The organism is Sphingobacterium sp. ML3W (genome assembly GCF_000747525.1).
In the GTDB taxonomy this organism is placed as follows: domain Bacteria; phylum Bacteroidota; class Bacteroidia; order Sphingobacteriales; family Sphingobacteriaceae; genus Sphingobacterium.
Window position 1 is genome coordinate 5044137 of the sequence record NZ_CP009278.1, and the last position, 20736, is coordinate 5064872.

At 37.1% G+C, this 20736-nt stretch carries 20 protein-coding genes; 4 read left to right on the forward strand and 16 right to left on the reverse strand.

The features are described 5' to 3' along the window. Positions 1 to 60 precede the first annotated feature (60 nt). From KO02_RS21385 to KO02_RS24280, 7 genes are all read right to left on the reverse strand, one after another. Positions 61 to 513, reverse strand: coding sequence for a DUF5675 family protein (locus KO02_RS21385; RefSeq protein WP_051960191.1), 453 nt, complete (start codon positions 511 to 513; stop codon positions 61 to 63). Further along, complete coding sequence (locus tag KO02_RS21390) at positions 510 to 1082, reverse strand: fibronectin type III domain-containing protein (protein ID WP_144243381.1); 573 nt, start codon at positions 1080 to 1082, stop codon at positions 510 to 512. Before KO02_RS21390 ends, KO02_RS21385 begins: the two co-directional genes overlap by 4 nt. A 1138-nt stretch (positions 1083 to 2220) precedes the next feature. Further along, positions 2221 to 2664, reverse strand: coding sequence for a hypothetical protein (locus KO02_RS21395; RefSeq protein WP_038701572.1), 444 nt, complete (start codon positions 2662 to 2664; stop codon positions 2221 to 2223). A gap of 387 nt (positions 2665 to 3051) precedes the next feature. Further along, positions 3052 to 3669, reverse strand: a complete 618-nt coding sequence (locus tag KO02_RS21400; RefSeq protein WP_038701574.1) for a LytR/AlgR family response regulator transcription factor — start codon at positions 3667 to 3669, stop codon at positions 3052 to 3054. After that, a complete protein-coding gene (locus KO02_RS21405) occupies positions 3666 to 4736 on the reverse strand; it encodes a hypothetical protein (RefSeq protein WP_144243382.1) in 1071 nt (356 codons plus the stop codon). Before KO02_RS21405 ends, KO02_RS21400 begins: the two co-directional genes overlap by 4 nt. Before the next feature lie 76 nt (positions 4737 to 4812). After that, complete coding sequence (locus KO02_RS21410; RefSeq protein ID WP_038701578.1) at positions 4813 to 5769, reverse strand: hypothetical protein; 957 nt, start codon at positions 5767 to 5769, stop codon at positions 4813 to 4815. A 60-nt stretch (positions 5770 to 5829) separates the two neighbouring features. After that, positions 5830 to 5961, reverse strand: coding sequence for a hypothetical protein (locus KO02_RS24280; protein ID WP_262506677.1), 132 nt, complete (start codon positions 5959 to 5961; stop codon positions 5830 to 5832). A gap of 290 nt (positions 5962 to 6251) precedes the next feature. Between KO02_RS24280 and KO02_RS21415 the strand changes: the two genes are divergently transcribed. Beyond that, positions 6252 to 6779 carry a Crp/Fnr family transcriptional regulator gene (locus KO02_RS21415; RefSeq protein WP_038701580.1) on the forward strand — a complete coding sequence of 176 codons (528 nt, stop codon included), beginning with the start codon at positions 6252 to 6254 and terminating at the stop codon, positions 6777 to 6779. A gap of 237 nt (positions 6780 to 7016) precedes the next feature. Further along, positions 7017 to 7418: a hypothetical protein gene (locus tag KO02_RS21420; protein WP_038701582.1), complete on the forward strand. Its 402-nt coding sequence runs from the start codon at positions 7017 to 7019 to the stop codon at positions 7416 to 7418. A 75-nt stretch (positions 7419 to 7493) separates the two neighbouring features. On the opposite strand, the gene KO02_RS21425 is transcribed toward KO02_RS21420, so the two are convergent. From KO02_RS21425 to KO02_RS21440, 4 genes are all read right to left on the reverse strand, one after another. Further along, the gene (locus KO02_RS21425) at positions 7494 to 8768 is read right to left on the reverse strand and encodes a RagB/SusD family nutrient uptake outer membrane protein (protein WP_235212303.1); all 1275 of its coding nucleotides are present in this window, start codon (positions 8766 to 8768) and stop codon (positions 7494 to 7496) included. Between the two features lie 133 nt (positions 8769 to 8901). Then, positions 8902 to 12042, reverse strand: coding sequence for a SusC/RagA family TonB-linked outer membrane protein (locus KO02_RS21430; protein ID WP_038701586.1), 3141 nt, complete (start codon positions 12040 to 12042; stop codon positions 8902 to 8904). Then, positions 12039 to 12686, reverse strand: coding sequence for a TlpA family protein disulfide reductase (locus KO02_RS21435; RefSeq protein WP_158500333.1), 648 nt, complete (start codon positions 12684 to 12686; stop codon positions 12039 to 12041). The genes KO02_RS21430 and KO02_RS21435 overlap by 4 nt, the downstream gene beginning before the upstream one ends. A gap of 215 nt (positions 12687 to 12901) precedes the next feature. Then, a complete protein-coding gene (locus KO02_RS21440; RefSeq protein WP_038701591.1) occupies positions 12902 to 13618 on the reverse strand; it encodes a hypothetical protein in 717 nt (238 codons plus the stop codon). An 865-nt stretch (positions 13619 to 14483) separates the two neighbouring features. Here KO02_RS21440 and KO02_RS21445 point away from each other — a divergent pair. Further along, on the forward strand, positions 14484 to 15140 hold the full coding sequence (locus KO02_RS21445) for a helix-turn-helix domain-containing protein (RefSeq protein ID WP_038701593.1): 657 nt from the start codon (positions 14484 to 14486) through the stop codon (positions 15138 to 15140). A gap of 376 nt (positions 15141 to 15516) precedes the next feature. Here KO02_RS21445 and KO02_RS21450 read toward each other — a convergent pair whose 3' ends face one another. Then, the gene (locus KO02_RS21450; RefSeq protein ID WP_038701595.1) at positions 15517 to 15846 is read right to left on the reverse strand and encodes a hypothetical protein; all 330 of its coding nucleotides are present in this window, start codon (positions 15844 to 15846) and stop codon (positions 15517 to 15519) included. A 22-nt stretch (positions 15847 to 15868) separates the two neighbouring features. Beyond that, positions 15869 to 16630, reverse strand: a complete 762-nt coding sequence (locus tag KO02_RS21455) for a hypothetical protein (protein WP_051960193.1) — start codon at positions 16628 to 16630, stop codon at positions 15869 to 15871. A gap of 708 nt (positions 16631 to 17338) precedes the next feature. Here KO02_RS21455 and KO02_RS21460 point away from each other — a divergent pair. Beyond that, on the forward strand, positions 17339 to 18019 hold the full coding sequence (locus KO02_RS21460) for a hypothetical protein (RefSeq protein WP_051960194.1): 681 nt from the start codon (positions 17339 to 17341) through the stop codon (positions 18017 to 18019). Between the two features lie 763 nt (positions 18020 to 18782). On the opposite strand, the gene KO02_RS21470 is transcribed toward KO02_RS21460, so the two are convergent. From KO02_RS21470 to KO02_RS23070, 3 genes are all read right to left on the reverse strand, one after another. Further along, positions 18783 to 18974 carry a hypothetical protein gene (locus KO02_RS21470; protein ID WP_038701599.1) on the reverse strand — a complete coding sequence of 64 codons (192 nt, stop codon included), beginning with the start codon at positions 18972 to 18974 and terminating at the stop codon, positions 18783 to 18785. A 99-nt stretch (positions 18975 to 19073) separates the two neighbouring features. After that, positions 19074 to 20048, reverse strand: coding sequence for an IS3 family transposase (locus KO02_RS21475; protein ID WP_144243239.1), 975 nt, complete (start codon positions 20046 to 20048; stop codon positions 19074 to 19076). A gap of 2 nt (positions 20049 to 20050) precedes the next feature. Next, complete coding sequence (locus tag KO02_RS23070) at positions 20051 to 20590, reverse strand: hypothetical protein (RefSeq protein ID WP_051959720.1); 540 nt, start codon at positions 20588 to 20590, stop codon at positions 20051 to 20053. Positions 20591 to 20736: the final 146 nt, after the last annotated feature.

The following is a 20736-nucleotide window of genomic DNA, read 5'->3' on the forward strand; positions in this document are numbered from 1 at the left end:
ATGTCACTCCGTCACTCATTACTATGTCACTCCGTTACTCATTACTATGTCACTCCGTTACTACTTTACTTCGTCACTAATTTCCAAAAAAACCATTTCGCTAGCCATTATAGCTACCAGTCGCTTGTATAAAGACAGGTAGGCTTTCTTCGATTGTCGCAGTTCATAGTCCCCTTCCACCAATTCCCAACCACTACCCACCAAAAGACAACCTGCGGTATCCCCAAAATTATTACCGATGTGGATGTATACATAGCTATAGTTCGGAATATCACGGATTTCGACCATCCCCTGGTGCAAAGCAGGAAATTTACGTTTATAGCGCGCATGCATAGCACCATAGGTATTGAAGGCCAATGGGTAGACACCCGTCGGAATCGCTGTTTTACTTTTGATCTTGACATCGCGCACCAGATCTTCCAGGCCATAGCAGATCAAAACATCGTCGATATAGATTTCAGACAGGGTACTGTTGTTCCCCTGCCTGATTCTTTTGACAACTACGGTACTCATCGCGCTGTTAGGCTTACTGCATCGCACCAATCGCCAATACCCCTTCTATTACGGGCACGTACGCGCAGGTAATACGTAAAACCGGGCTGCACCGGCGAGAATATGTTGGAATAACTCGTACTGGTCTGGAAATTCTCACCCCATACCGGTTGATCGAAGGCATCCAATGTACTCGCGATCTGATATTCATATACAATCGCTTCCTTCAAGGGTTTAAACTTAATCCCCATCTGATTTCGCTGCTTCCCATCCATCAATGCGACTTCCTGTACCAGACCTGGTATTTCTGATGGTTTATGGTCATTTTCCAACATAAGACCCGAGCTCAACAAAATGGACCGCGAACCATCCGCTACGGTGTTGACATAAAAAGCAATACTTTTCAAGCTGGCCGCCAATTTCTTCTTACTATCATTCTTTTCGGCTATTTCCAACACACTCCCGCCCCGGCTCGCTCTTTGCCATTTCGCCTTAAAATCATCTGCCTGTGCTTTCAGTTCCACCAACGTAATCGGGAGATCGACCAAAATGATATGCCCATCTAGGCAATCCAATACTTTACCCACCATCGTGTTGAACTCATGATCACTGACAATCGTGTAGTCCGAGATTACTTTTTTCTTTCTCATGTTTTGAATTATAATAGAGCCTACGCTCCGATAAAAAATTGTTTACAGATGCGCTTCCGGACGAACATCATGAAGCAAACATAAATGAGGAAGGCAACGAAACCCGAACTTCCGGACACCAACGGACACTAAGAGACAAACGCGTACAATTTCGGACAATGAAAAGTAGATAAAATGGTAAAATAGGTCCTTGACCGATAACACTTTTTCGGTTTCGTTAGGACTATATCAACAAGGTGCGAACAGAAATGTGGAAAAAGTATTCCACACAGAAGAAAAGGATATCACTTTATCCACAAAAGTCTATAGCAATAGACAAAATATGGATAACCAGTGTATAAACTGAAACAGGAAAAGAAAACAGAGCAGCGCTGTATGCCGAAAAAGAATAGTTTTCCACACAAACTAACATCTTATCAATATAATATCAGCAATTCAACAAGCAAGGGGAAACCCATTCACAAAAAGTATCACGCTGTCCACAATAAGTGAATAACTCACGGACAATAAGAAGGCGAGGATATAGAAAAGTGTTTAAATTTTGGGCGAAACATAATCACGCATGGGCATACACGACCAAAATCACAAAAACATAGTGCCTACTAGAAAGGTAGTATTGCATTTTACACACAACAATCCACTAGGATGTGGACAAGTCTGCCCAATTCACAAAATCAGGATACTTATCCACAAACTGTGGATAGCGAAAGGCTAAAAGTGTTACCGGTAAGCGCCTTATTTCGGCATATCAGCTCCTGTTTTTCTATTTTATACAGCAACAGTCCTCGGATATGCGGGTCCATTTCCCGAGTTCTTTCAGATTGCTTTAGCTAATTGCATCCTATTTTCACATTCAATGGTGTACCGGAAAATAACACACTTACTGTTCAATGGTAACTCTTTACTTTATTCGGATAATATCCGATACAGCTTTAGATTTAAGTAATAGGCACTACCAAGGATCATCCATCAATAACTAGTAAACATACTCACCTTAAAATACACCTCTTTTTAAGGCCAACTCCATAATTGACCTTAAAACAAGCACAATAACCACAGCCTCGCCAAAAAAAACAACTTATTCTTTGCGTGTTTTACTAGCCAACTTGCCAAAGATATGTGGCCCCATCCCTCGGGTTTTATCAAATAGATCGATCACATCAGACTTGAGATAATAAGGACGTCTACCCGCTTTCAATACAGGAAAAAGCAATATATTATTGACCGATTTATAGAAAGTAGAACGCTGGATCTCCAGTTTATCGATGATCCAGCTAATCGTTACATGCTCAGGTACTTGATCACGCAGCAATTTCTTCACATTTAAATGCGGGCTTAGCAATTCTGCAAACTCTTCCATCAGCGGCAGTAGACTAGGTGAGTATGTATCCGACGAAAAACGATCGATCATCGTCTGGAGCAGATTTTCGCAAGGGATCTCGGACAGCAAAGGCTGCACCTCATGTTGGATCAATTGAGACAAGATATCTTGCATCTGCTCAATAAGTTTGATTTTTGACATGTGTAGTAAGCATTAAGCAAGACACCAAAAACATGAGGCCACCTCCAAAAGGTTGCACCTGACGACTTGCTGATCAAAATAGCATGTTGCTCATTCAGATGGCTCAATAGCTAATACCGCCTTACCCATTTTACAGAGGTCGGCATTCATATAAAATATAAGGCAAACCCTACGTCATAAAAATTGACCACAAACCATGAGGCGATTATTTAGAAATACGAAGATAGGTCTTAGAAGAGCATCACAATGATATAATTTCCATATTTAAAAAGATGGTTTATCTTTTTGGAGAGAAACTGGAACCAGTTGTTTCATCGGCTTTACGATCGTATTGATCAAAAGGCAAAGATTTTGTATACATTTTTTCATAAAATAAGCTTAAAGTTTTTAGTAGAATTGGTTCGACATTTCCCACAGATTAAATTCATGGTAATTTCTTCGATCACCGACCGCTACTTTTTGAGACAAGTACCGCATAGTTATTTCCTTTTCAAAGATATCCATCACATAATTGGTATTGATTACATACGATCGGTGGCATTGCATGAAATGCTCCCGAGGTAGCCATTCCAGCACATAGGACATTGGTTTTCCCACCACCACCTGAACATCATTGGCAAACCACAAAATACAATCTATCGCCTCAACAAACCGTCCGTATGCCAATGGTTTGGGCAAATAATCGGTTACATCGTATTGATAACTAGAAGCAGCATATTGATCGTGCCCCGAGCAGATGATAACCTGCATACCAAAACGCGATTTGCGGCTTGGTCGCTGTAGTTCTTTGATCTGCGCAATCAGTTCCATACCGCTTAAAGCATTCATTTCCATATCCACGATCAGCAGATCTACAGATCCATTCATCAATTTGGCCAATCCTTTATTAGGATCGAGTTCATCAAAAGCTTTGACCAAACCAGCCGTCTTGGAAACATATTCAGTCAAAAAATCGATTGCCGTTTGATCATCATCGATTATTGCAACTCTAATTTTTTTCGTCATATTATTTGGATTTGTTTTCTATAGTCAATCCTGATAGATAGCAAATATCTATCTTCAACAGCATGAGCAACAATCTCTGCTGCTTCAGCATAATAATGATGGACTATTTTACACAGCCGTTGCATTCCTGTACCCGCAGGACCTATGTCCCAATTTCCGCACTCCGCCACGCTATTCGTCACCTGTATATACATCCCATATCGTTGCAATTGCACCTCCATGGCAGCCGATCCGTCATGGAACGCATGCTTTTGACAGTTCTGGATAAGCGACACCAGCATAAAACGCGGCACCAGATGGCCTTCAAGATTATCAGGCAAGCGGATATCGACCCGCTTATCAGGATAGATGAGATTGAGCCGCTTTACTGCTTCGACTTCTATCCGTAGCGCCACAAACTGCGTCTGCTCTTCCGACAGGCCATGTAATATATAATGGAGCAGATGATCCACATGCTGTCTAGCACTATGAGAAACAAAACTGTTCCAAGCGTATACCTGCTGCAGCAAATTGCGCAACAGATGACCCACCTCCTCTCGGATCAATGCGCGCACCTGCACATCTGAGGCATCGCTTCGATACCGTTTATTTCGGATCTGCAGTTTTTTAAGAAGCAGCAACCGTTTGCCCAACCATACACAGGCACTCATACGCGATTCAAACAAGACGAGTAGACAAGCATAAACACTGTAACGAAAAAAGAAGACACCTAAGCCTAGAGCCACCTGCCATAAGGAGATGTCCAAATGTGCTTTATAAATCACATGTGTCCAATGCCTAGGCAATAAAAACAGCAATAGGACAACAACTAAATAATACAGGAGATACAGATAAAAGATGTAGCGCAATACCCGCAAGGTGGGACTGAAGTATCCATGACGGTCGACCATAAACCAACGTACCGCTAAAAAAACCGTACTATAAGCGATCATGATGCAGAACAATTGCGTAAATGACAAATGAACAAAGCTGGACCGGTTCACCTGATATAACATAAAACCATATAAAAGGATGATGCAGATGATATAGTACCAGGGCAAACGATAAACAAGCTGTTTTTCAGTCATATTAAAAGGGATCATGCTGGTCAGTATGATTGTAAGCAAATTACTTAACGAATCGTTAATATACTTCTTTTTATTTTTAATCCAAAATTGAAGCACTTAACTCCATTTCCATTCCTTTACATACATGTCGATAGCGCTCGGCATTCGTCTCATAAAAAAGACCCGTAGACCGTTCCAATAAAAAGTATTTATCATTTACAGGGTAAGGTAAAAAACGTGGAAAGCACCAAGATTTTCCTGAACCTGCCGATATTGATTTAGGACACATGAAATCATGATGTGCAAACAGCCAACCTTTCCATTGCTCGGGGTATCGGAGCAAATCCCGATAGAATTGTAAAAAACAATTTTTAATAAATACCCTTTCATCCAACACGGTCTGTGGCACTCCCAGCTTCAGCTGTATCTTCCGCTCATCATCAACCATCAGCCAGATCGACACCACCAGAACATCATGTTTTTGCGCCAATTTTGCCAGCACCGTACTCAGGTACCACCATCTATCGCCCAAAGGCATATAAATACCATGCTTCAACTTGGGCCCAGCACCCATATTACCATCCAGATAGACCAATATCTGTATACCCTTTTTCATTGCATATTGAATACGCCATATCGACCGATTGTCCTCTACATTGATCAAACAAATGTGTTCAGTTACTTTGGTAGTAAGCATTTGATGGTGGTAATCTTCATATACCTGTTTACTCACGAGAACATATAAAGGCAGATTTAATTTGGCCAGTAGCTGCGCCAATAGGTGGTAAGGCCCGATATGGAACGAAAACCAAACACATCCCTTCCGCTGCATTTCAGGCCAGGCAGATAACTCCTGAATCGCACCCAGCAGCCCATAGACCTCATTATCTGCTAATGTACTTCTATGGAGCAGTTCATTAGCCTTCATCATCAAGTAGCAATGCATAACGTCCAATTCGGGCAGAGCCCCATAAACATTGGTCACATAATGCGAAAAATCTCGGATTTTAAAAGAAAGATCACCGTTGTCAAAACGATTGTTTATTATATTCATAGCGAGAAATTGAGATAAGCAAGTAAAGGCTGTCTTTACCAAAGACAGCCTATACATACCTTACAACCAAATAATATCACTTTTCTTTTCCCCTATCAATAGTTCAAATTCGCATTTCAGATCGGCAAAAGATTGGCCAACTTCTTCAGGCAATTGTTTAATCTCAACGATTAATGATTTGTCTCTTTTCATAATATTTTATTTAATGAATAATACCATCAGTTATCTGGCGCCGATAACTGTTTATTCTGGGCCCCTACATTGATCATGCATCTAAAATCGCTTTCCTATCCACATTTCGAGAAATTATTTCCCAATAGATTCAGCATGGGGGCCTCTGCCAAATAAACACAGCATAAAACAGTTGACCTATCCAAAAGCATAGGTTCAGCATGTAAAAAAGCCTATTCAGAAATATTTTGCAGAACCAAAATCTTATTTATTATTATAGGTGAATTTTTCTTGTAAAAAGCCACCCTATTATGAAAGAGTCTCTATTACATCTACATCAGCTATTGATGCCTTTTGGAGGGCTTACTACAGAAGAGTGGGCTTATTTGACCAATCGCTTACAAAAGGTTATATACCATAAAAACGAGCGTATCGTAAAATCGCAAGGCGACATCTATTTTGTTCACTCCGGTATCATCATGGAGCAAGAAGAGCAGGAGACCAATCGTATCGTTAAGTCCAATCAGCTTATATTCATACCGATTACACGTAATTATGCGCAATTATACACCCTCACCTTTTGCCAGTTGTTACTTTTAGACCGCAAAGATCTTTATCATATCCTGGCCCGATACCCTCATACCTTGGTCCTTTATGACCAATTATTACAAAAATCCAGCGAAGAGGACGCAGACCGCCTTCATCTCCTCAAACGGGACAAAAAATCGCGTATAACGATTTTCAAGGCAAACCACCGCGATGTATTGCCCTATATGGCCCGAAAAGATATCGCGAGCTACCTGTGCATCAGCGAAGAATACCTGAGGAAAAACTTTTAGTCCAACTAAAACCTGAATTATCCCAATTAAAACCTGCATTATCCCAACTATAACCCTTTCCACGGGGCCGAGGCTGCATTAACTTTGATATAGATAAAAACAAAAGATATGCATGCTTCACGATCGATACGATCAATTTGCTTCTAGGAAGCGGATTGGTCTCTACATAGAAAACTCCGATACTGATCCAGGAGGATAAATAAACGGATAAAAATCAATTACAATAAAACTAAAAAAATGAACAAATTAGTAAAAAAAATCATAGGCGCAACTAGTGTGTGCGCCTTGGTATTAGGAATGGTATTAGGTGCAAATGCCCTAGCGAAAAAAGGGGAAGTGAAAGTTGTAGAAAAAACTCTAGCCACTCCACAGTGGCATTTTAATGGGGCAACCAATCCCGCAAACAACGATCTAGCAGATCCGACTCAATATTCTCTAGGAAGTAGCTCCTCATGTGATGGTAAAAAAGCGACCATATGTAATCTTGAGGCTCCTGAAAATGGTAGCTCGGGTCAACCAGATCTCACAGCTATGGTTACGTTACCTGGTGCACCAAGCCAAACTATATCACAACGAATTAATGATGCCTTGACCACGGGAAATCCAAATGAAACGGTCAAATCATTCCGTTCAGAGTAAGAATAAACATCCTTAATAAGAAAAGCTCCAAAAATAACCAATTTGGAGCTTTTCCTTGAGTTCATATTTACATTATCAAGGATTTTGTACCATTCCCGTTATTTGAATTACATCCTGCGGGATCATAACTTCATATCTTAAATCATTTGGAGAAAGCATGTAAGTTTTTTCTTCCCCTTCTACTATTAATTTACGTACCAATAATTTTTTAAATCTTTCATCTTTATTTAATCTCTTGAGATCTGTATGCCTAAGTCCTCTAAAAACTAATTCCTTTCGTCTTTCTTGCAGAATATACGTCAATAAATCATCCTGATTCTCAACAGCTTTAGGCAACAAAAATTCCACAGAAAATCGCTTATCCAATAAATCTTTTAAGACTAACTTTGCTTGACCCAACTGATTCGAACGCGCTAAGCATTCCGCTTTTATTAAATATATTTCGTCCACTGCTAAACCACAAAAAAAACTCGAATTATAAAATCCTGCATAATTCCCTTTAAACCCTATAGATCCATCGGTTTTCTTATAATAAAAAACAGATTTTCTTAAGTCTAAATCATCATACATCATATACAGCATCGAGTCAACATTGGCACTTTCAGGATCCAAAATCCATAGGTCAGTATTATAGGCTAAAAATATAGTTTCACTATTCATTATCTCAAATGGCGTAGTGCTTTTCGAATCTACCTGCTTATAATCCATCAAATCTTTTTTAATTAAAAGGGTCTCATCTGCGTATGTTAATGCTTTATCATAATTTTCCATCGAAAGGTTAACTCGTGCTAACATAGCAAGTGCAGCTGTTTTAGAAGGTCTAGTTACAAATTCAACCTGCTTAGGAAGTAGAAGTAAAGCTTGCTCAAGATCCGTCAATATCTGCGAATAAGTATCGGATAAAGTAGAACGCACCGATTTTTCTTCAAAATTGGATGTTAACCTCAATGGCATTCCAAGATTACTATTATTGTGCACTGGATCATGTTTTCTGTAATCTGTACAATAAACCTGAGCCATTTGATAGTAGGCATATGCACGATAAAACAATGCCGAACCTTTGATATAATCGTAATTAATATCATCTTTTCTTTCTATTTTTTCTAACCTATCCAAAACTGTGTTTGAGTAGAAGATTGCTAAAAAAGGATTTTTCCAAAAAAAATTGGTATTTCTAGGCAGGAATTGTACATCCTTGTCCCATCTATACAATCCTTTTTCAAATTCAGTAAGACCGTTAAACACCGTAGAAGTCACATAAAAATCATCCGTGTTCATTTCAAGTAAGCCCGGACCAAGATTAGTATTTATTGTATAATTATTGTCTAACAATGCTTGTAAATCTTTCAAATAATTGGGTATGACGAAAGAACTTTCACTTTTTTCATCCAAAAATTTATTACAAGATGTCAAGGTCAACATATATATAAAACACAGAAACCCTATTACTTTAATATTTTTAAAAAGATACATAATTCTTAGTTTAAAGATTTACATTGATACCAAAAGAATAAATTCTACTTGGAGGTGTACTAAAATAGTCTGGATCCAAACCCTTTCTATTTGCGCGCCATAAGATTCCGACGTTATTAATCCCAGCATGGAATTGTAAAGGGAATTTTGGAAATATATACGTTAACCGAATATCCTGTAATCTAATTATATCTCCTTTCAGCACATTTGCTTCAGAATACTTATAGAAATTATCTCGATTACCATTTGCTGGATAAAGCATTGAAGGTACCTCGGTCCATAGCTCATCACCAGGGTTTTGCCACCTATCATAATAATCTCCATGCCCTGCCGATCCATTAAACAAACCTGCATATCCAATTGTTGATTTTCTAAAATAATGCCCAAATTTATAATTAATGGAAAAAGTAAACTGGAAACGTTTCCAGCCTACCATTCCCCTAAAGAAACCATAATGACTTGGTAAGGCCGATCCATAGTAATGCAGATTTTTCAATGAGTCATTCAGTATTTTTTGATAATCTTTAGATACTTCTCCCTTGTAATAACCTCGCGGATCTCCATTTTCAGGATCAAGACCTGCAAAACGATAAGCAAATAATGGATACAATTCTTTTTGCAAAATTGGATTTAAAATTTGTGGTCCACTTTCTGCATAATTCATCGTTGAATTGATAGTTCCTTTATAATACGTCACTACACTTTTTGTATAGGAAAAACCGAGTGTTGCATTCCATTGAAATGGACTTTGTCGCGGAGCGGAGATATCCAATTTAGTATCTATCCCTTTTCCACTGATCTTACCAATATTACGATAAGCATTTCCAAACCCTGTAGTCGGATCAATCTGATCCGGTGCGATCAAGTCAATTGATTTCTTATTATACCATTCAAAAGATCCTGATATACGTTTCTGAAGGATAGAAAAATCAATCCCGTTATTAAATGTCCTTACTTCCTCCCATTTCAAGTATGGGTTCGGCGGAACATTAATTAAACCATATTGGTAATTCGTATATTGTGCCGTTCCCGAATAAGTCATAATCGGATCCCGATTGGCACCACCGCCAATGTTTCCACTCGTGCCATATGTACTTCGAATCCTAAGATTGTTTAACCATAAAAAGTCTTTCATAAAGTCTTCCTTAGATAGGTTCCAAGCCAATCCAACGGACCACAAGGGATTCCATTTTTCATTTGTTACGGCTCCAAACATATTGCTTCCATCTTTGCGCATAGATCCAGTTAAAGTATACCTTTCCCTATAAGTATAAGCTGCGTTAGCAAATACAGACAGAAACCGCTGCACATTCTGTGAATTATTTCCATAAAACGGTATATAGTTATTGCCATAAAGATTATCGTAAGTAGCATAAGCATTAACGTAATCTACTTTCTGCATTGTCAAGACATCTTTATCTACGCCATAATTACGGTATGAGTTACCCACGTTTTTCCGATGGCTCAGCTCAGTACCTAGGATTATATTAAACTGGTGATCTTTATACCAAGTGGTGGTATAATCTAACTGACTACGAACTCTGTGGCTTATCAATGAACTAAAAGACCGATCTTGTATAGACCCTTTGGGTAATATGTATTTAACCTGACCGTCATCAGCTACCTCTAAAAACTGATTGATCAAATTCTTAGCAAAAAAACTAGACTCTTCATAAAAAGAAGTGTTTCGACCGCTCTGCCCTTCAACTCCATACACAAGTTGTACATTTAGGCCATCTAGCAGGCTGTACCGTGCTGTAAAATTAGCTCCGAAATGGTCTAAGTTATTTTTTGTCTGGCTCCTATTCAAATCAGCGTATGGGTCAAACGTCCAATCCATTATTCCTTTGCTCTTTATTTCATTTACATAATTTTGATTCAGCATATAGGGAACTATATTAGAGTCCCCGTTATTATCGAAAAGCTGCGTATAAGGATAATAGAAATAATTACTTATCCCTGCTGATGCGTTATCCATGCTCAAAGTATAGGATAAATCTGCATTTACTTGAAATCTATCAGTTATTTTGAAAAGATTGTTCTGTCTTAATGAAATTCTATCTGAATTCCTTTTTAATTCATTACCGATTTTTCTATCCCATCCTATAGACAAACTATGATCAGAGCGAGCATTTCCACCATTAATCCTTACATAATATTGCTGAAGAGTTGCCTGTTGATAAAATTTCTCCCTATCCTTTCGGAAGTCAAGACTTCTCCAAAGGTCTATTTTTCTATTTGCTTCATCTTCCTTCATTTCATCCAACTTAACCTTTTGCAGAAGATCCACTACGGGAGACAATACTCTTTTTCGCAAGGTCAATGGATTGGTGAAAAAATTATCAAAATGTCCTTTTTCAAAAAGGAAAAGTTCAAGGTCTATGAAATCATTCGAGCTTATTATAGGATCATAATACAGATCTTCCGGAGCTTGCAAAGTCCAATTGGAAGAAAAGTTGATCTTGGATTTATCGTTAGCTTTTTTCATTGTAATTACAATAACCCCATTACCAGCACGAGCCCCCCATATCGAAGTTGCCGCAGCATCCTTCAATAGGGTAACAGATGCTACATCGTTAGGATTAATCTGATCTATCGAACCCTCAAAAGGAAAATTATCTACAACAATTAATGGTTGAACATTCCCTGCAGAAAAAGAGTTTAGGCCACGAATGTTTAATTGCGCACTTTTCGTCCTATTATCAAACTGCAATCCCGTAGCCAAGCCCTCCAGTTGTCCCAATATCGTAGATGATACTCTTCTTTTCAGTAGATTTCCTCCCAATTGTTCAAAAGAACCCGTAGCTCTTTCTCTCGGTAACTTTTGAAAACCATCGTTATAGACAATAGCCTCTTCCAGTTGGATAGTTTCTATCTTGAGTATAATCGTTATGAAAGCTGTATCTATGATTTCTGCTGAGTATGTAAAATACCCTATTTTACTACTTTTGATCTCAATTGGTAACAGAGGAACTTGGATGTTAAAATGACCCGCAATATCTGTTTTACCTAGCACCACACCTTTACTTCCCTTAATCATCACCTCAGCTACTGGTTTGCCAACTTCATCTTGCACTTTTCCTTTCAAGAACTGCTGTGCTTGGACAACATAATTAATCATCAAGAATAAAAAAACAAATAAAAATCTCATCGTCTCTCTCCTTTCATTCTATCGAGCAAAACCCTGATTTGATTATCATTGACAAAATCAGAAGTAGAAATAGCACCTAGTCTACCAAAATCATCTATCCAAACATAAATTGGCACAGCTTGATGAGGAAATAATTGCTTTAGAAATCCATCAAGGACAATCGAGGGTATTTTTACGTTACCTTCCTCAAATACTCCAGCGACTTTTGACGTGTCAGTATCATAACTATTTACGAGTAGAAAACTCATGTTGTCGCCATAAACTTCTCTAAAATGATCCAATTTTGGAAAGTTAGCCATACACGATGTGCACCAGGTCGCCCAAAAATCCAATATCAAAGGTTTCCCCCTGTATTTCATTAGAGTTTCTTTCTTATAAGCTCCATTTTCAAGAATAGTAAACTCATGTGTCCAGAAATCATCCGGAACTCTAAAGCCCAACATAACTTGACTTTCGTGATCCTTTTCTTTGTCCCTTATTTCCCTTTCTTCTTTTAACTCCTGCCCCCTACTCTCGCCATAACAGATTACCATCAAAACCACCACTAACACTTTACTGACCAACAGAAACCCTTCTCCGCTGGGCTTAAATAGCTTCTGAATCTGTTTCCAGACGCTACTTATATATATTTTATATTTATTCATATGTGATATAATTTTATTTTTCATCTGTCATATGGAATATCCAAATGACATTCATTCGCATTTGTGAAGTCTGTGCTACATGGATATTTCATAATTTCTAATTTTTAGGCATAAAGCTCCCCTACCCTTAATTCAGTCCGAGGGTGACTCCTTCACAAAAGTCATTTTACCCTCGGCTGAAGGGGGATTTATAAACAGTAAAACTTTATCTTTTTTTAAACTTCTACAGCTAGTCTGTTCTTGACCGAGTCTGTGGTTACATTTAGTTTACTTTTCATGATCATCATCGGCTGTTCTTGCCAGATGAGTTCGACGGATGTTCCGTCTTTGGTCAATATCTGCCTGCTGTCTTTTACGATGGAAAGCTTCTCGACCCGCACTTCCAACTGAAAGTGCTCGTTCAGGTCGTTCAATATCCGCTGACGGTATTCCTCCCTTTCGGTATCGGCCGGTACGGTAAGCTCATAATCATACCGCTGTATTTCAGACGGCTTCGTACGAACACCGTTAGCCCTTGCTGGTATAAACACAGCCTTATCATCACCATGTACGATGATCTGCTCGGCAGGAAAGCTTAACGGCAAGCCTAACGCAAACAGGTAACATTCGTAAATAGCCATGTGAGCCAACGATATCCGGAGTACATCTTGGCCATCATCACGCACCACTGCCGTATAAGAACTGTCCCCTGCCTTCGATGGAGTCAGATACGAATAGTAGCGCTCCTTAGGCCGTGTATTTACGATACAAGTAGCATCACCCGAATACAACCTTTTGAGCGGATCTAGGGTTGGCAGCTTAAAATTCCGCATTGGTAAATCTGTTATCATAATTGGTTTTTTGATAATTGAAACACAATTTTCACTCAATAACGAAGACACTTCTTCCCCTGGGGATAGCGCATAGCTCTCCCTATTACAAGAATTTTGCATTATTTTAATTCGTTTACATTAGGCAAAGAAAAGGTATCCGGACTCTAGAAATCCACAACCCGTTTTCACGGCCTAACAGTTATAAAATAAGATGGGAAAAATGCAATTTTATGTCTTCATCACGTATTAATAATTGGTCTTCGCGATTGCATTTTATGATATTCGAAAAAAACCGATTCGATTATATATAGATAAACTATACATAGATAAAGCGAAATCATTGTTTTGCAAAAATTATTCATTACTTTTAAAGTGCGAAAGTAAAAGAAACAAAAAATCAAATGCTTATGACAAGATAATGCTAACACGAATCGGTAAAACCTGCAAGGGTAAGACTATCAAAATGGCTATAAATTTATTGCCTTCTTTCATCGTCCTACATCGGTAGATGGGCCCTTTTGGTTTTTTAATGTATACAAGTTATTCCGGTTGTCGGATCTTGTTTTTATTCAACGCATTAATAGCGCTATGCACAGCACGATCCTGGATCAGCTGAAACATGGGTGGATTTTTGGACTTTTTTCTTTTCATCATTTATTTGGTTACACAATTTGGTTAATGAAAATAAGTCTCGTGCGGAAGGTAGTGAAGGTTCTATATAAAAAGGAAGCCTCACCACTATCTACTGTAAATATAGCACGACCAAGCGCTTTGAACACAGTTTCAAGCAGGGAGGCTTCCCCTTCTAATTGTAAAAGTACAAAAAGTATGGGGGTTAGCAAACCCTACCGTCCCGTGTTCGTAAATTTTGGTCGTTTCTATTTACGAGACTCCAATCAGAATAACTGATTGTTAGACAAATATAATAATATAATATCAAAGTTCACAATTAAATGTGAACTATTTTTTAAAACAAATGTAAATTATGCCAGAAGAAAATAAAGGGAATATTTTTAATTACTTAAAAGAAGTTCTAACAAACTCTGGTTTGTCATCAAGACTATTAGGACTTTGTCTTAATATACATAAAGGTACCTTATCAAATTGGAACAGTAACCTTACACAACCTAATTTAGAAGATATAGATAAAATAGCCTCAATAATCGAAATCGATAATTTTGACCTGATAAAAAATTCAAAACGAAAAACCACTGGTCTAATAGATGCTATTAATATTGAATACAGACGCTTAACTAAGGATTTAAATTTACCCTTATATATAGAAGAAGAAAAAGATGGTAAAACAAAAAAAATATATAATCCTATCCTACAAAAATCAATTTGGGATTTTATTGAAAATTATCGAACAATAAATCGACACAAGGAAGAAGAGTCAATAAAAGAATTTAATAAACCTTATACTGAATTAACGCAGGACGAACTAAATGAAATCACAGTATTTATTTGTAAAGAACCATCCTCGAATGAATTACTGAATTTTGAATATCTCGTTGTCAACACGAGCTTAAATGAACAGAAATTCATCGCAAGATTTTCACGTAAAGAGGATGCTAAAATTTTTGCTGAACTAGTACTTCAAGGATATTTTAAAGATAATAAAATGAAAATTGTGAAGGACTAAGGACTAAATTTACAGAAAAGAAGGTAATAGAAATTAAATAATCATCAATAATACCAAGCCAAGTTTTCGATTAATCATGATACATAAGCTTTGTTATTTATCGGCATCATGGATTATCCGCAGACTTTAGGTTTAAACAAGTAACACAGTGACAAGTAACGCAGTAACGATCAGTTTAACTTACTCACCTAATAACCTAATAACATTAAAAAATGGCGAGCGTCCTATAATAGGATTACCTAAGCCTGCTGATGGAGGTGAAAGTGAGGGATAAGATGATTGCTGATTACTGATGATAGTAAAGCATATTGACCAATAACATACAGAGCCGAATGGTCATCCAATCGGCTCTGTATATTTTATGGTAATAAATTATTTATAGTTTTTCAATTTCTTCGATAGAAAGACCTAAAATATCACTAACCTCTTCTTTTCCGATACCTCTAGCAAGCATTTTACGAGCAGACTCGCATGCTTGTTCATGAGCTTCATCCAATATCGTTTGAAGTTTCAATTCTAATGTATGCTTTTCCTCTGCAATCCTTTTCTTTTCAGCAATAATCTTAGCGCGTTCTTCTAGACCCGCAGCAATGCCTTTCTTTTCCGCCTTATCCAATAAATATTCTTGAGTGCCCATAATATTGCTCCTTCCTAATTTGTTTTCGACCTCTCTTTCAAACTTAGTTAAAAATTGAATATTAAACAATTTTTAACGATATCTCATCGACCTATGAAAAACAAATATTACGATGAAACGTATAGAAATTTTCTGGATTTTGAAAACTAACATAATATGCTAAAAAATCATAGAGACCTTGACGTGTTTTCTTATCCATTTTACGTTTCATCATCTCCTCATAAAGATCATGTTTGATGTCTTTCAAGGCTTCATCACTGATATTCTTATTAACGATAGCCAATAATGTCGTCAATACCACAACAGAAAATGGATTGCCATTGGCACGTAATAAGGATTCATCTTGATCCAGAATCTTATAACTATTAAAATCATAGCGCAAACTGGTACCCATAAATTTGTACATATAAAATGACGGTCGATAATTACTGTTGCCATCTGCCAAAATAGCGATAGCGGTGACAGGAACTTGATACTTATCCGATACTTTATAAAAATATTGGAACATACGATTCGCTAAATCTCCCTTACCTTTACTGGACTGTATCTCAATATGGCACAATATAAATTGTTCGCCTCCGTCTTTAAGATACACCTTGACCAATTTATCTACAAAACGAACGCCCTTACCATTGGGCTCGGGTGGAAACAAGGTCTCAAACTCCTTATCCAAATAATCAAAGGGTTTGCTCAGATCAAAAACATCATCAGCATCTGAAAAGAAAAATCGTAAAAAATGTGCAAAGGTCTGCTCTAAAATAGATTTCCACAGCAGATCATCGACACGACTGGATGAATGACTCATAACGGTATATAATTGGTTATCAGCATAAAAGTAAAAAATAAAATCCATATATCGCTATAAAAATTAGCAAAAACACTAAGTTTTATATCAAAACAGATTCACTACTTCGAATAACTCACGATGGATAAGTCTTGTTCTTTATTGGCATCATGGATTATCCGCAGACTTTAGGTTCTAACTTTAACCAAGTAACACAGTGACAAGTAAATGAGTAACTAACCAGTCTAACATACTCACCCCATAACCTGATAACATTAAAAAACGATGAGCGTCCAATGATAGGGTTATTAGCTAAGCCAGCTGATGGAGATGAAGAGCAGACTAAGGAACTAACACAGTGACGAGTAACGCAGTAACAATCAGTCTAACTTTAAACAAGTAACACAGTGACGAGTAACGTAGAAACGATCAACCTAACTTTGACCAAGTAATACAGTGACGAGTAACGCAGTAACGATCAGTCTAATTTACTCACCTCATAACCTGATAACAATAAAAACGGTAAGCGTACTATAATTGGACTACAACCTAAGCCAGGTGATAGAGATGAAAGTACAAATTAAAGGTGAGCATAAAACTTGTGTTAGAAAAAAACTCACAACATAAAGAGCAATGATTGTCGAATTAATAAGACAATAAAAAAAGGGACCCTTACAGAATCCCTTTATATCTTATACTTGGTTACATTTCAGAAATGAAAGAGGCTTGACCAAGTCTTACAATGCAAATATAGTAATTCTTAAACCAATTACCAAAATGAAAATAAATCTTAGGCATAAATATCTTTCCCGATCAAGATACAATAGGTATTTGCATGCTACCCATAATCAAGCAGAAAAAGCAAAGAGACTTTATAATGCAAATATTAGATTGGCACAAGCATTTCATCCATTATTGACCCAATTTGAAGAAATCCTTCGTAATTCCTTAAGTAACATCCTAGCGGCACATTTCATTGATCCAGATTGGATTATTAATCAGAAAAATGCGTTCATGAGCAATCCCTCTCTTGGGCAATCACGTTATTATCTAAAAGAATGTATTATAAAATCTGAACGTAAGTTCAACAGAAGAAATATAACCATTACTAATGGTAAGCTATTAGCAGATCAAACATTTGGTTTCTGGATAGCCTTATTTCTACCACATCATTATTCTTTGTTGAACGGAAAACCAATACAAATCTTCCCTTATAAACCGACATATGAAAACCGAGCTAGTATACATGCTAAATTAGAAAAAATCAAAGATTTCAGAAATAGAGTCAATCACTGTGAACCCATTTGTTTCAATGGACAACATATCGACTGCACAGAGGCTACAGATATCAAACAAATTCTTTATCACTTAATCGAATGGATAGATCCTGAATTAGTGCCATTTTTTACAGCAATTGATAACATTAATAATAAGACAAATCAAATACACAACATTTAAAATAAGGAGTTATGTTTATCATTGATATCCGTTGGATCTTTAAAATACTTTTAAACTTAGCAATCATCATTATTATCGGCAGGTTATTTTATGCACTATACGAACCGAAGCTACAGGGCACCAACCTTGTATATATACTACCATGTGTAGGGATAATAAGCAGCTACCTATACCTATCCGTTTGGCTCGGTTGGAAAAAAGGTTTTCAAATATTATGCTACATCGCTGGATATCTAATGTTAATGGGCTATTTTGTGTTAAGAAACTCCTTACCTAAATGGATGGATTATACTATAACGCTTTTAATACTGGCCTTGATAGGGTATGGTTGTTACCGCGCTATTAAATACCTGATCAACCTGGTTAAAAATATAAATTTTCGATTTAAAGCCTACAGGATGCGTTATAAAAATAGAAGATGATACTGTAAAAGAAAACCAGTCAACTTTTCAAATAGTGCAAGATGATTAAGATTTGATTTTTATCGGCATCATAGATTTTTCGCAGACTTTAGTTCTAACTTTAACCAAGTAACACAGTGACGAGTAACGCAGTAATGATCAGTCTAACTTACTCACCTCATAACCTGATAACATTAAAAAAAGGCGAGCGTCCAATGATAGGTTTATTACCTAAACCTGCTGATGGATATGCAAGTGAGGGATAAGGTGATTACTTATGAAGGTAAAGCAGATTGACCTATAACAGACAAATCCGAATGGTCATCCCATTCGGCTCTGTATATTTTATGCTAATAAATCATTTATAATTTTTCAATCTCTTCGATTGAAAGACCTGTTCCCTTAGCAATATCGGCTAATGGTAGACCCATTCTCTTAAACTCTAATGCAACGGCAATCGCTTTTTCATGCTCAGCTTTCTGTTTTTCTACCTTAAGCTTAGCTCGTTCTTCTAAACGTCCCTTTGCAATGCCTTCTTTTTTTGCCTTATCCAATAAATATTCTTGAGTATGACCCGTCCTAAAATAGCTATACAGTTTATTTAATAAATCCTGGTTTTAACTATACAACTTTCGACATTAATCCGAAATAAGCTATACAGCATATTCGTCAAATGTAATAATTTCACTCGAAGAATGTAAATCTTCTTCATTTGTCAATTCCATAAGTTCTTTTTCGGTAACGTCGTAATTTTTAGAATATGCTTTCCATCTTTTCCTCAATGCCACATTCTGGCGATGAGCTTCAGATGGTGTGAGATAATCACAGCTGCTATGAGGTCTAATATTATTATATGAATCAATGCTCTTATCAATATATAAGCACATCTCGGGAAATGATAGTTTTTTGGTATAAAATTCAAATTCATTTTTTAGTATCCCATTAACACGTTCTGCCAATGCATTTTCGTAAGGACTTCCATTTTCAGTCATACTAACAGCTATTTTATTGGATCTTAACTGTTCTACATATAATGTACTACAATACTGAGTTCCTCGGTCAGAATGATGGATAAGAGGTAAATCTATCCATTCTCTATTGTTCACTGCCATTTCAAGGGCTCTCACACAACCTATCGTAGTCATATCCTCACGAAAGCAATAGCCCATGATTTTTCGAGAATAAGCATCAGTAACAAGACTAAGGTATCCCCATTTATCTATAAGCCTAATATAGGTAATATCACTAACCCACAACTCTTCTGGCCGACTAATTACTAACTCTTTTATGATATTGGGATATTTGCGTAGATGATGACGAGAGTTCGTTGTCTTCACGTTACGCCGTCGCGTGCGAACTAAGAGACCATGCGAACCGATCAAATCGAATAAATAATCTCGGCCAACTTCTATATTATGAGAAGCTAAAATAGGTGACAACATGAAATGAAGCTTGCGTACACCTACTCGTGGTAAATATTCACGTATCTTCAAAACCTCCTGTAAAATAATATCATCTACAAAATTAGACGCACGTGAGCGCCAAAGGTGATCATAATAAGCATGACGACTCTTGCCAAACAGTTTGCATAAATTACCTATCCCTATTTTTGGAAATAAGTTCTGCAGGACTAAGACTGCTTGGCACCAGACTTTTTTCGGATATTAATATTTAACTGTTCTTCGGCAACATCGATCAAAGTGTTTAAGGCAGTAATTTTTAATTGAGCGGCAGATAAAGCAGCTTTTAATGCTTCTAGTTCACTATCATTTACCTTACACAAATCTTCATCTTCCACGACATCAGCTTTTAAAATGCTAATATCGACATTTTCTTTCTTAAGTAATCTAACCCATTTTGCAATGGTATCATGACCGTGGATATTGTAAATCTCGTTAGCTTCTGAAATGCTTAGCGTACCTTGCATAATCTGAAGAGCGATAGAACGACGCTGGAGAGGTGATAATTTAGTATATTTTGGAGTGCACACATCCTGAACAGTATACTTTATCATCCATTTACTCAATGCTTGGCCACCAACGCTTAATTTTTCGCAAACTTGTCGTTTGGAATAACCTTTCTTTAATAATGATAACGATTTTTTTATGACTGATTTGTCATAATAAGGAGTAGATTTGAGTTCGGGTTTCTTTGCTTTTATTTTGTTCATACACTATAATTAGTGTATAACTATTCTAGGACTAGACAGTACCCATGATATTGCTCCTTCCTAATTTGTTTTCGACCTCTCTTTCAAACTTAGTTAAAAATTGAATATTAAACAATTTTTAACGATATCTCATCGATCTATGAAAA